The organism is Desulfatibacillum aliphaticivorans DSM 15576 (assembly GCF_000429905.1).
Classification (GTDB): domain Bacteria; phylum Desulfobacterota; class Desulfobacteria; order Desulfobacterales; family Desulfatibacillaceae; genus Desulfatibacillum; species Desulfatibacillum aliphaticivorans.
This window is the reverse complement of record NZ_AUCT01000003.1, coordinates 347,814-360,566: the sequence shown is the minus strand read 5'-3', so window position 1 is coordinate 360,566 and position 12,753 is coordinate 347,814. Positions and strand designations below refer to the sequence as shown.

At 55.0% G+C, this 12,753-nt stretch carries 12 protein-coding genes; 2 read left to right on the top strand and 10 right to left on the bottom strand.

Annotated features, from left to right (window positions below; all coding sequences use genetic code 11):
- Positions 1–63: 63 nt before the first annotated feature.
- Together G491_RS29600 and G491_RS29595 are read left to right on the top strand one after the other, a co-directional pair.
- Complete coding sequence (locus G491_RS29600) at positions 64–1,110, top strand: CoA transferase subunit A (protein ID WP_051327060.1); 1,047 nt, start codon at positions 64–66, stop codon at positions 1,108–1,110.
- A complete protein-coding gene (locus G491_RS29595) occupies positions 1,103–1,930 on the top strand; it encodes a CoA-transferase subunit beta (protein WP_051327059.1) in 828 nt (275 codons plus the stop codon). Before G491_RS29600 ends, G491_RS29595 begins: the two co-directional genes overlap by 8 nt.
- 78 nt (positions 1,931–2,008) lie before the next feature.
- On the opposite strand, the gene G491_RS0105830 is transcribed toward G491_RS29595, so the two are convergent.
- From G491_RS0105830 to G491_RS0105785, 10 genes are all read right to left on the bottom strand, one after another.
- Positions 2,009–3,193, bottom strand: coding sequence for an ABC transporter substrate-binding protein (locus G491_RS0105830; RefSeq protein ID WP_028313903.1), 1,185 nt, complete (start codon positions 3,191–3,193; stop codon positions 2,009–2,011).
- Positions 3,194–3,521: 328 nt separating this feature from the next.
- Positions 3,522–3,644: a hypothetical protein gene (locus tag G491_RS36505; RefSeq protein ID WP_282705977.1), complete on the bottom strand. Its 123-nt coding sequence runs from the start codon at positions 3,642–3,644 to the stop codon at positions 3,522–3,524.
- A 65-nt stretch (positions 3,645–3,709) separates the two neighbouring features.
- Positions 3,710–4,894 carry an ABC transporter substrate-binding protein gene (locus G491_RS0105815; RefSeq protein WP_028313902.1) on the bottom strand — a complete coding sequence of 395 codons (1,185 nt, stop codon included), beginning with the start codon at positions 4,892–4,894 and terminating at the stop codon, positions 3,710–3,712.
- Positions 4,895–4,927: 33 nt separating this feature from the next.
- Positions 4,928–6,100, bottom strand: a complete 1,173-nt coding sequence (locus tag G491_RS36500; RefSeq protein ID WP_282705976.1) for an AMP-dependent synthetase/ligase — start codon at positions 6,098–6,100, stop codon at positions 4,928–4,930.
- Positions 6,066–6,746, bottom strand: coding sequence for an AMP-binding protein (locus tag G491_RS36495; RefSeq protein ID WP_282705975.1), 681 nt, complete (start codon positions 6,744–6,746; stop codon positions 6,066–6,068). Before G491_RS36495 ends, G491_RS36500 begins: the two co-directional genes overlap by 35 nt.
- 74 nt (positions 6,747–6,820) lie before the next feature.
- The gene (locus G491_RS0105805) at positions 6,821–7,591 is read right to left on the bottom strand and encodes an ABC transporter ATP-binding protein (protein WP_028313901.1); all 771 of its coding nucleotides are present in this window, start codon (positions 7,589–7,591) and stop codon (positions 6,821–6,823) included.
- The gene (locus tag G491_RS0105800) at positions 7,575–8,351 is read right to left on the bottom strand and encodes an ABC transporter ATP-binding protein (RefSeq protein WP_028313900.1); all 777 of its coding nucleotides are present in this window, start codon (positions 8,349–8,351) and stop codon (positions 7,575–7,577) included. Before G491_RS0105800 ends, G491_RS0105805 begins: the two co-directional genes overlap by 17 nt.
- Positions 8,352–9,425, bottom strand: a complete 1,074-nt coding sequence (locus G491_RS0105795) for a branched-chain amino acid ABC transporter permease (RefSeq protein WP_028313899.1) — start codon at positions 9,423–9,425, stop codon at positions 8,352–8,354.
- A gap of 5 nt (positions 9,426–9,430) precedes the next feature.
- Positions 9,431–10,318 carry a branched-chain amino acid ABC transporter permease gene (locus G491_RS0105790; protein ID WP_012609220.1) on the bottom strand — a complete coding sequence of 296 codons (888 nt, stop codon included), beginning with the start codon at positions 10,316–10,318 and terminating at the stop codon, positions 9,431–9,433.
- Positions 10,319–10,931: 613 nt separating this feature from the next.
- Positions 10,932–12,737, bottom strand: a complete 1,806-nt coding sequence (locus G491_RS0105785; protein ID WP_157468008.1) for a DUF11 domain-containing protein — start codon at positions 12,735–12,737, stop codon at positions 10,932–10,934.
- Positions 12,738–12,753 lie beyond the last annotated feature (16 nt).

Genomic DNA, 12,753 nt, shown 5'->3' with positions numbered 1-12,753 from the left:
TTTTTTCGCCTATCCCTCTTTTAATCCACACCCCTTACCCTTTCACTCAAACAGGAGACATATATGGAGGGAAAAAGATCCAAAGTCACCACCGCCCAAGAAGCCGTGCAACGGTTAATCCACGACGGCGATGAACTGGTGATCGGCAATTATACGGTAGGCACTTGCGCAGACCTCGTGTGCGAAGTCATCCGGCAGGGACGCCGCGACCTTACCCTGTACTCCCAATCCGGCATTTTCGACGCGGAAATTCTCACCGCCGCCGGTTGCCTTTCCCGTATGGTCAGCACCTATGTCATGCGCTCCGGCGGAAAAACCGGAGGCTCGTCCGTGGAAAGAGCATTGCAGGACGGCAGCCTGGAACTGGAGGACTATAGCAATTTCAACTACAACGCCCGCATGGTCGCCGGGATGCACGGATTTTCCTTCATGCAGGTGCTGGAGGGCGTTCGCGAGACCGATTTGTTCACCAAACGCACCTTCATGGGCGACGACAAATACCGGATCATCACATGCCCCTACACCGGCAAGGAAATCCTCACCGTTCCAGCCGCCAACCCGGACGTCTGCATCGTGCACGTGCAGCGGGCCGACAAACACGGCAACGCCCAGTACTGGGGCGCTTTGGGCAGCGTGGCCGCGGCCGCTCTCGCCAGCAAAAAGATCATCGTGTCCTGCGAGGAAATCGTGGACGAAAGCATTGTCCGCGCCAGTCCTCACTTTACCATCATCCCCGCATACCGGGTGGACGCCGTGGTGGAAAGCCCGTGGGGCGCCCATCCTTGCGAGGTTCTGGGCTATTACAATCAGGACAAGCTCTTTTACGGCCTGATCATGGCGGCCATGAAAAAGTGCGAAGACATGGAAAAATGGCTGGATGAATGGGTTTACGGCTGCCCGTCCAGGCAAGCGTATTTGGATCATTACGCCAAGGTTTTCCACATCAGCAGGCTGCAGGCATTGAAAGCCAAACCTTTGCCCAGCGCGCCCGCAAGCTACGGCGCGGCCTTCCACTCGGCCTGGGACGAAAACGACCGCGACAGGTACCTGGGAAAAACCCCGGAGGAACTGGAACTCTTGCTGGAACAAAGGGAGAAGCTCTATGGCTAAGCCTTTTACGCTCAACGAAATGCTGATCATCGCCGCAGCCCGGGAAATCAACGACGGAGAAAACATCATCCTGGGCGTGGGCCTGCCCATGACCGCCGGCGCCCTGGCTAAGGCCCTCCATGCGCCCAACGCCACTCTCATGCTGGAGTCCGGCATTGTGGATTTTGAGCCCCTGGTTCCCCTGAACCACATCGCCGACGCCCACGCCATGCGCGGCTATTCTTACAACACGGACTTGTTTTCCATATTCACGGCCCTGTATCGGGGTTTTGTGGACGTCTGTTTTTTGGGAGTGGGGCAGGTGGACCGCTACGGGAACCTGAACACAACCACCATCGGCGATTACTACAAACCCGACCTCCGACTGCCAGGCTCGGGCGGCGCCGCGGACTTCATATCCTATTCCAAACGCACGGTTTTGACCATGCGCAGCGGGGAGTTCAAGGAAAAGCTGGACTACCTGACCTCCCCCGGCCACTTGCGGGGCGGAAACTCACGCAACGAAAGCGGGTATTTTCCCAAGGACAGCGGCCCTTGCGCGCTCATCACCACCCAGGGGATTTTTCATTTTGACGAGGAAACCAAGGAAATGTTTTTGGCCCGGATTCATCCGGGCGTTGAGGTGGAGGAGATCCAGGCCAAGGTTCCATGGGAGATGAAAGTCGCCGAGGATTTGAAGGTTACGGAGCGCCCTTCGGACGAGGAAATCGCCTTTGTCCGGCGTTTCGCCCCCAATCAGACCATGAGCCGCGCTTTGGGCATTGAGCTGGGGATCGAACACGCCGTCGCGCAAATCAAAAAGATGCGTGCCGAAAATTAGGGCCTGCTTCCCAAATAAAACGCCCGCTCTCCGCAAGGGAGGGCGGGCGTTTTGGAATGTAAAGGGTTTTAGAAGAGCTTATTCCCTGAAAGACACGTCAGTGATCTTCACGAACTTGTTGTTCTTCACCTGGTTCAGGATGGCGTCAAAAGCGCCCTGATGCTGCTCCGGGGTGAATTCAATATCCACGCCGCCGAAGGTTTCGTCTTTGTAGACGCCGTAATGTTCGGCGGTATCGATCCATTTTTCCCGGGTCAGGTCCGGACCGGCTTTTTCAGCCACCTTGATGAAGTAATCCAAGCCGCTGTATCCTGCAGAGGTCGGCAGGTCGGGATCTTTGCCGTACAGAGCCTTATGCCTGGCGCAGAAATTGCGGATGGATTCCAACTCGCTGTCGGGATAGACGTAGTTGGACTGACCGGTGGCGTAGAGGCCGTCCGGGGAGAAGCCGGCTTTCAGGCAGAGGCCCACAACGTAGCTGTTGTAGCCGGGGGAGTAGCAGACCATGTCCACGTCCCAGTTGAGCTTCTTGGCTTCTTTGACGCCGCCCACGGTTTCGCGGATGACGGTGGCCAGACACACCACGTCCACGTCGGCTTTTTTCAGCTTGGCCATCTGGGAGCTGAAATCCGTGGCGCCGCGTTTATAGGATTCGGCCGCTGTGATTTTAAGGCCATGCACTGCCAGTTGGTCTTCCAGGCCCTTTTTCATGATGTGGCCCATTTCGTCGTCCTGGTACATCATGCCGAACTTTTTGGCGCCCTTGTTTTCCACAAACCATTTGGCGGCGCAGCGGACTTGGTCATAGTAGGGAATCCAGCCGCCGAAGCTGTACCTGTCGTAAGGATCAAAGAACAGGGACGCCGCCGTAATGGGGAAGATTTGCGGAATTTTTTTCTTGGAAATCAGAGGTTTGGTGGCGCCCGCCGTGGGGGAGCCCATGTTGCCCACGAACATAAAGACTTTATCGCGGGCGATGAGTTTGTTGGTCACCATGATGGCCTTTTTGGGGTCGTAGGCGTTGTCTTCAATGACCAGTCTGATTTTCCGGCCATGGATGCCGCCGGCGTCGTTGCATTCCTTGGCGCGCATTTCCATGCCCAGTTTCGCCTGGGTTCCCCAGCCCGCGATGGGGCCGCTCAGGTCCAGATGGGAGCCGATGACGATTTCGTCGTCGGTAATGCCTACTTCGGCCGACGCCGTAAAAGCAAAGCCGGCTGCCATCAAAAGAGTTAATAACAGTACCACCCATTTGGTTTTCATTTTCCACCTCCACTATGGTTAGAGTTAAGGGGCTTAATACATGGATTCAATGACATCCTTGAACTTTTCGTTCACGAAATTGGGTTAGAGTTTTTTCGTAAGAGTTATTTCGCCGTCTGTTGTCAACTGGATGTCAATCAACCGGAATCTGTTGATGGCCTCCACCCTCAGTTGATTCTCCGTCTCTTCCACTCCGTCCTTAATCAGGTCCGTAACGACCAAAAAAGCAAAAGGCCCGGGGACGGGTCGCCCGGCATGAGCGGCCGGGACAAACCATGAGAGCGCGCCCGGCGGCGGCCAATCGCCGCCGGGCGCTTTTTGTCTCCTGTTAACTGGCCTTACGGTCCTTGAGGATGGGGAAGTAATCGCACCCCCGCGCCGATGCCAGGTTGACTTCGGCCCTATCCTCTCTCAAATGGGCGCTCATGATCATCAAAGTTGCCTTGGGCATAAGATCGTGGGACGCCTCCCGGCCTTTTCCGCGCCGCTTGAACACAGCGCCGCAGATGCAGGCGCTTAGTCCCTGAAGGACACGTCGGCAACCTGCACAAACTTGTTATTCTCTACCTGGCTCAATATGGCGTCATAAGCGCCCTGATGCTGTTTTGGGGTGAATTCAATGTCCACGCCGTGGAACATTGTATCTTTGTAAACGCCGAAATGTTCGGCCGTATCGATCCATTTTTCCCTGGTCAGGTCCGGACCGGCCTTTTCAGCCACTTTGATGAAGTAATCCAGGGCCGCCCATCCGGCGGAAGTGGGGATGTCCGGGTCTTTCCCAAACATTTCCTTGTGCTTGGCGCACCATTCGCGCACGGAGTCATAAGGGCTGTCAGGATAGATGTACGGGGTCTGGCCGGTAGCGTAAAAACCATCGGGCGAGAATCCGGCTTTCAGGCAGAGTCCCACCACATAGGTGGTGTACGCAGGGGAGATGCCCACCATGTCGACGTCCCAATTGAGTTTTTTGGCTTCTTTCAAAGCTCCGACGGTTTCGCGGATGACCGTGCCCAGGCATACGACTTCCACGTCGGCTTTTTTCAGCTTGGCGATTTGGGAGCTGAAGTCCGTAGCGCCGCGCTTGTATGACTCGGCGGCCGTAACTTTCAAACCCATCGCCGCTAACTGGTCTTCCAGGCCCTTTTTCGCGATTTGGCCGAATTCGTCATCCTGGTACATGATTCCGAATTTGGTGTAGCCTTTGTTTTCCGCAAACCATTTGGTGGCGCAGCGCATCTGGTCATAGTACGGAACCCAGCCGCCGAAGCTGTACCTGTCGAAGGGGTCGAAAAACAAAGAAGCCGCGGTCAGCGGAAACATTTGCGGTATTTTTTTCTTGGAGATAAGGGGCTTGGTGGCGCCCGCCGTGGGGGAGCCCATGTTGCCCACAAAAGCGAACACTTTATCGCGGGAGATCAGCTTGTTGGTCACCATAATGGCCTTTTTAGGGTCATAGGCGTTGTCTTCGATGATCAACTTGATTTTTCTGCCATGGATGCCGCCCGCATCATTGCACTCCTTGGCTCGCATTTCCAGGCCCATTTTTACCTGGGTTCCCCATCCTGCAATGGGGCCGCTCAGGTCTTGGTGGGAACCGATGATAATTTCCGTATCCGTCACGCCAACTTCTGCTGACGCTGAAAAGCTGAAACCCAGAGCTGCAATAAGAGCTAAAAACAGTACAAACGTTTTGGCTTTCATGATCTACCTCCGCTATGCTTTGAGTTATAGAGCCTAATACATCGACTCGATGACATCCTTGAACTTTTCGTTCACGAAATTGCGCTTCAGTTTTCCCGTGGGAGTGATTTCGTCGTCGTCCGTGGTCAGCTGAATGTCAATCAAACGGAACTTCTTGACCGTCTCCACCCGTGCAAATTGTTTGTTCACTTCCTCCACTTCGTTTTGAATCAGGTCCACAACCTCCTGGGCCTTGGTAAGGCTTGCGTAAGTGGTAAAAGGCACTTTGTTTTCCTGGGCGAACTTCATGACGTTTTCGTCGTCCACCATAATGAGGGCCGTCAGGTATTTCCGGCCGTCGCCGATCACCACGGCGTCCGTGATGTAGGGGCTGAACTTAAGCTGGTTTTCGATTTCGGACGGCGTGATGTTCTTGCCTCCGGCCGTGATGATGATGTCCTTTTTCCGGTCCGTAATGATCAAATGGCCGTCTTCGTCGATTCTGCCCACGTCGCCGGTGTAGAGCCACCCGTCGATGACCGTTTCGGCGGTTTTTTCAGGATCGTTGAAATAGCCCTTGAAGACATGGGGGCCGTTGAGCAATATTTCGCCGTCCTCCGCAATCTTCACCTGGGCCCGGGGCAGGGGCTGGCCCACTGTGCCGAATTTCACATGGCCCGAATAGTGCACCGTGGTGGGGCCGCAGTTTTCCGTCTGGCCGTATACCTCCCGGATGTCCAGGCCCAGGCCGTGATAGAACTTCAACAGGTCGGGGGATATGGGCGCCGCGCCGGACATGCAGTATCTGGCCCGGTTCAGTCCGATCACCTTTTTCAGGTTGCGCAAAACCGCCCAGTCCGCAAGTTTGAACAGGACTTTCAGATAGGCGGGCGGCTCCTGGCCGTGCAGGCGTATATCCGACAGCTTCTGGCCGATTCCCGTGGCCCATTTAAAGGCCAGCTTCTCGAACCGGGTGGATTCCTTCATGGTCAGAATCAGGGAGGAATAGAATTTCTCCCAGATTCTGGGCACGGCGAAGAAGATGGTGGGGGAGACCTCCTGCATGTTCTGGGGGATCGTGTCCATTTCCTCCACAAAGTTGATTCTGCCGCCCGTTAGCAAAGGCGCAAATACCGACACCGTTCTCTGGGCGATATGACACAGGGGCAGGAAGGACAGGATTTCGTCCGTTTCATCCCCGGGATTCACCTCGTTTTGCATGTCCATGGTGTTCAGGATATTGGCGTGGGTTGATCATAGCCCCTTTGGGAGGCCCGGTGGTGCCCGAGGTGTAGATGAGAATGGCCGTGTCTTCCGGCTGGGGCTCGCGCAGGCGCTGTTCAAAGAGCAAGGGGTTTTCCTCGTCCATTTTCTTGCCCAGTTCCAGCAGGTCGTCAAAGCTCATGCACATGTCGTCTTCAAAATGGCGCAGGCCTTCCATGTCCATAACGATGATCTTTTTCAGGTGGGGGGTGCGCTCCCGCACTTCCAGAACCTTGTCCAACTGCTCTTCGTCTTCGGCGATGTAAAATTTCGCCTGGCAATGATTCAGGACGTATTCCACCTGTTGGGGGGAGTCCGTGGGATAAATCCCCACGGAGATGCCGCCGGCGCATATGGCGCCCATGTCGCTGAACAGCCATTCCGGGTTGTTTTCGCTGATGATGGTGACCCGATCATCTTTTTCCAGGCCCAGGCTGATGAGGCCCAGGCCGGCGTACCTGGCTTTTTGCCCGTATTCCCTCCAGGTGATTTTTCTCCAGATGCCGTAAACCTTGGCGCGCAGGGCGGTGTTGTCCGCCCAGTCGTGTACGCGGCGCCAGAATAGCGTGGGGACCGTCTCGTTTTGGATATTGATTTGGGAAGGCGTCATTATTATATTCCGTAAAGATAAGGATTGCGGGAAAAGCGGCTCATAGCCGCCGGGCTGACCGGCCGCCGGTAGATTTAGCGCCATTTTTTCTTACGCTTCCACCGTTTGGCGCCACGGACGCTGTCCTCCTTGATTCCCAGGTAAAACTCCTGCACGTCCTCGTTGGCCATGAGCGCCTGGCAGGTGTCGTCCATCACGATCCTGCCCAGTTCAAGAACGAATCCGTGGCTTGCAATGGACAAGGCCATGGGCGCGTTTTGCTCCACCAGCAGGATGGTGGTGTTATGCTCCTGGTTGATGCGCTCGATGATCTGGTAAATCTCCTTGACCAGCAAGGGCGAAAGGCCCAAAGACGGCTCGTCCAGCATGAGCAGCTTGGGGCGCGCCATGAGAGCGCGGCCGATGACCACCATCTGCTGTTGGCCGCCGCTCATGTCTCCGGCAAGCTGGCCCGTGCGGTCTTTCAGGATGGGAAAATAATCGTACACCATGTCGATGTCCCGCTTGATCCCGGCCCGGTCGTTGCGCAGGTAGGCGCCCATGAGCAAGTTGTCTTTGACCGTCAGGTCGTGGAAGACCTCCCGGCCTTCCGGAACCTGGGAGATGCCCATGGCCACGATTTTTTCCGGAGGCAGCCCTTCAATGCGCCGCCCCATGAATTCAATGGTCCCTTTTTCCGGGTCCATGATGGAGGACAGGGTTTTTAAAATGGTGGTTTTGCCGGCGCCGTTGGCGCCCAGAATGGTGACCACCGCCCCTTCCAGTATGTCAAAGGAGACCCCCTTGATAGCCATGATGGGGCCGTAATAAGTTTCTATGTTGCGGACTTTAAGCATTACAGACATTTTCTTCCCCCAGGTAGGCTCTCATCACGTCAGGGTGGTTCAAGACTTCGTTGGTTTCTCCCTCGATAATGGTCTGCCCGAAATCAATGGCAAGCACCCGGTCCGTGGTTTGCTTGACGAACCGCATGTTGTGCTCCACCATCAGGACCGTGATGCCCAACTCCTCCTTCATGTCGTCCAGCCAAAAGGCCAGATCCTCGGATTCCTCCATGTTCAGGCCCGAGGTGGGCTCGTCCAGAAGCAAAAGCGTGGGCTCCATGGCCAGGGCCCGGCCCAGCTCCACGGTTTTCTGGACGCCGTAGGGAAGATTGACGACCAACTGGTCCCGGTGGGCTTCCAGGTCCAGGAAATCGATGATTTCCTCGGCCTTTTCCCGGCTGTTTATCTCCTGCCTTTGCACGGGCTTGAAAAAGAACATCTCCGTCAGGATGTTGGAGCGCCTTTTCCGATGCCTGCCCAAAATCAGGTTGTCCAGAACCGTCATGTTCTTGAACAACTCGATATTCTGGAAGGTGCGGGCGATTCCCATATCGGCGATCTGGTGGGTCTTGGCGGAGCTAAGATTTTTCCCGTCCAGCAAGAACACGCCCTCGTCCAGGTCGTAAAACCGGTTTATGCAATTGAATATGGTGGTCTTGCCGGCGCCGTTGGGGCCTATGATGGAAAAAATCTCCCCTTTGTTGACCGTAAAGCTCACCCGGTCCAGGGCCCTTAGGCCGCCGAAGCTGATGGATATTTCCTGTGCTTGAAAAAACGCCATTTAATGCCTCTCCGCTTTCTGGTATTTTTTCTCTCGTTTGAAGGAGTCCTTTTTGTACAGGGGAAACCATTCAAAGTAGAATTTTGTTTTAAGCCACCTGCCGTAAATGCCCATGGGCTCGAAAAGCATGACCAGGATGATCAGCAATCCGAACAAAGCGGGCTGCAGCCCGGTCTGGTCCTGAACAAAGGACGGCAGATAATCTTTGCTTATGATGATCAACTGGGGCAGAAATATGAAGAATATGGAGCCGTACACCGCCCCGTGGAGGCTGCCCAGTCCGCCGATGATGACAATGGCTAAAAGCTCGATGGACTGCATGATGGTGTAGCTTTCCGGGTTGATGAAAAAGATCTTGTGGGCGTACAGGCTGCCGGCTATCCCCGTAAAGAACGCGCTGACGGCGAAAGACTGGGTTTTGAAGCTGGGCAGGTTGATGCCCATGGCTTCGGCGGCGATTTCGCTGTCCCGGATGGCGATGAAAGCCCGTCCCGTCGGGGACCTCAAGATGTTTTTTGCTAGCAGTAAAACAATTATTAAAACTGCTAGTGAAAGGTAGAAAAAACGAATCTCGGTGTCAAAGTTGAATCCGAAGATGACAGGCGTATCCACCATCATGCCCATGTTGCCGTTGGTGATGCTTTCCCATCTCACCAGGATTTCCTCGATGATGAAGGCCGCGCCCATGGTGGCGATGGCCAGATACAACCCCGTCAAGTGGAGGATGGGCCTGCCGATGACGATTCCAACCAGGGCCGCCGTTACGCCGGAAGCGGGCAGCGCCAGCAAAAAGGGAACTCCCTTGGCGGTCAACACGGCCGAGGTGTACGAACCGATGGCCAGAAAGGCCGCATGCCCCATGGAGATTTGCCCGGTGAAGCCGGTAAGCAGCATGAGCCCCACCCCGGCTACGGCGTAGATGCAAATAAAGGTCAGCTGGGAGAGCATGTATTCGTCCAGGATCTTGGGCAGGAACAAGCACCCAACAACCAATGCCAGATACCAGAAGAACGTGCTCCTGTACTTGAACAGCCTGATATCCTGATAATAATCCGTCTTCATTAAAAAACGCATAGTCGTTACACCTTTTTCTTTTCCTGGATGCCGAACAGGCCCTGGGGCCTAATAATGAGTACAGCAATCAAAATGATCCAAGCCGCAATGTCCTTCCAACCCTCCTCCAAATACACGCCGGCCAGGCTTTCCGTAATGCCGATGATCAGGCCGCCCACAATGGCCCCGGGAGGACTTGTGAATCCCCCCAAAACCGCGGCGGGCACCGCCTTAAGGCCGATAAAGCCCATGTTCATGTGAACAAAGGTGATGGGCGCCAGCAAAATGCCGCCGATCCCCCCCAGGGCCGCTGCAATGGTCCAGGTGAGGGAAAAAACCCGCGTCACGCTGATGCCCATGTAAACTGCAGCCAGCTGGTTCTGGGAGGTCGCCCTCATGGCCGTACCCATGCGGCTGTAGCCGAAAAAGACGAAAACCACGGCGATCAATACAAAAGCCAATACGACGATGGAAAGATACTCGTAGGAGATGACCACGTCCCCCCAGCGGAGAAACTTATCCGTGAACGGAGTGCGGAACCCGTAAGTGTCAGTCCCCCAGCCCGGTACCATGCTTACAACGCTTCGGATAAAATAAGAAATTCCGATTGTTACAATGACAATGGCGTAGGTGGGCTCCCCCACAAGAGAGCGAAGCACGACCCTTTCCAGGATCGCCCCCACGATTCCCATGGCCAAGATGGTGATCACCAAGGCCGTCCAATAGGATAGGTGAAGCTGCGTGATTAAACTGTAGCTGATGAAAGCGCCCAGCATGAGGAGTTCCCCCTGGGCGAAGTTGATGACTTCCGTGCTCTTGTAAATCAGCACGAAGCCTAGAGCCACCATCCCGTAAATACACCCGATGGCGACCCCGTTTAAGATGGTCTGGGTGAGCTCGTTGAAAAATTCCATTCCTGTTAAACCCCTTGTGGATCAAAGTGTAACAACCGGAATCAACCGCAGCAGAAACTGGAGTTGTCGCTTATAGGTGGGCCAGTTGTCGTTAAACTACAAAGACTCAACCTGCAATTTTTACAGCAACCTGCATTATGGAAAAACAAATGATACGGGTTTTCAAGAAGCTGACGACAATGGTCGCTTTTACCCCGATAGTACGCTATGTGCTTTGAAAGTACGGCGCTTAGCCGCTATATGAACATGAGTAGTCATTCTTACGATTGGAGTCCAAGTTTCACGGACGGATAAATAATACCATCAGGCATGATCTTAGTGCAATAAAGAAATAACGTTTTTTTTGTAAAAATTGCATTTATTGCAAGTAAAACTTACTTTTTGATCAAAATCAATAGGATCTAACCCATTAATTTGGAATCGAAAAATAAAGTTCGTCCGGGTGTTGAAAAAGATTACTGCTTGTTTTTCCTCCTGGTTTTATTGGGGAAACCACTGCAGCATGGCCTTTAAAATGTCTAATCATAGGCAAAAAATCAAACATACACACACATTTAACCTGATGGAAATGATATTCTGATTGGGAAGCCGACTTGCGGCGCCCGCTTGAACCTTAGTCGATGAGCACTTTGAAGTACGCTTTTCCTTCATCCGGGCCGCTTCCGGGAACCCCGTCGTCCGCTCCCGTCAAGGGGATTACAAAGACGATATTGGGGGCTATGACCGCTCCTTCGTCCCCATCCCCGGCATCCGTAACCGGGGTCGCCGAGGCGTAGTCGCCGTCCGCGGGTCCTATTCTCAGGCTGCCGGGGAGAAAAGCGGTGAATGCGGGAATTTCGTCCGTAATCACAATGTCGTGGGCGGCGTCGGACCCTATATTATGGTAGTGGATGGAGTAAATCAGCTCCTCCCCGGGCTTGGCGTTGGTTTTGTCCACGTTTTTTTCTATTTCCAGCAAGGGGGCGATTACCGTGACCGGGGCGGCGTCTCCCGTGGAAACCTGGGCGAAGTTGGCGCCCGAGACGCTGGCGTTGTTATAGAAGACGCCGGAGGCGGTTCCTGCATAAACCTGGAAGCTCAAGTTTACATGAGAGTATGGCGGCACGCTCCAGGGCCCGCTCCACGTGAGCACCTGCCCCGATAAGGCCGGGTCCGTCGCGGTGAGCCCCTGGGTGGAGCCGGCTTGGTAGGTGAAATTGCCGGGCAGCACGTCCTGTATTTGGGTGATTGCTCCTGCTCCGCAGCCGGAGTTGGTCACGGTGATGGTGTATTCCGCGTAGCCCCCCGAAGTCACCGAAGGCGTGGGCGTGGTCTTGGCGATGGAAATGGCGGGCAATCCCATGACTAGCGAATCCGTCCTGGCAAGGTTTACGCTGCCGTCGGCTGTTATTTCGTCTACGTAAGTCACGGTCGCCGTTTCCCCCGGAAAGACCTGCAAGGTTCCGTCACCGGGATGGGAGGCCGCCGCCGCCGTCGGGATGGAGCCCGTAAACCAGCTTGTATTCACCCCGGTTTCCGTCAACACAATGGTTTCCGAATCCCCGGACGGAACGGTCAGCGTAACTTCCAGGGTTTGGGGCGAGGCGTCCACATAGTTTTTATCCCCGTCTATGACGCGGACGAATAATGCGTCGCCGGGGCACGCCGCTGTCATGTCGCCGGTTCCCGCCAGGTTCTCCACAAACTTTACGGACCCGTCCGTGGGAGTGGTTCCCGTGGGGGTGATGATGTCCGTGAAGCCGCCCGAAAGGGTGGAGGACCCCAAGAGGTCGGCCCCGCGTTCCGTCAAAGCGTTGGCGCTGGAGGACGATCCGCCGAACACCCGGATGGGGGAGGAATCGCTCAGCCCGGTCATTTGCAGAAAGGTGGAGTAGGGAAAGCGGAAGTCCAGAAAATAGTCCTGGTCGCCGTTGAACGAAGTGTCCGCCAGGTTTATTAGATAATTGCCGGAAACGGAAATGGCGAAAGCATCAATTTCCGAGGCGTCCGACGGGTCGTCGATGCTCTGTTGCACCGTGTTTTGCTCCAGGATGATATTCTCCGTCTTGGATATGCCGTCCAGGATCAGCAGCCATTCATAGGAGGTGGGGTCGGAGTCCGTATCGAATTCAAAGCCCCAGCCATAAGGCTGCAACAATCCCTGGCCGCCCGTGCCCTGGGGATTCTGGTCCAGGCGCATCCGGAAGTAAATATAGGTTCCGTCATTGTAGATGTAAGCGGCTGCATGGGTTGCATCGGACACAATGTTGCGCGAGCCTTGGGCGTCCCCGTTGGGATCCAACAGAAAGGCGCCGTTTTGAAGCAAGGGATTCCATTCGGAGGCTGCAGGCCACGCCAGGGCGGAGGCGGGCGCCAGCAAAGCCGTCAGCAGGATCGCCGTAATCATCCTGATTAACATGTATGCAGCCGGTTTTTTCATGAAGCAGCCTGTTTCC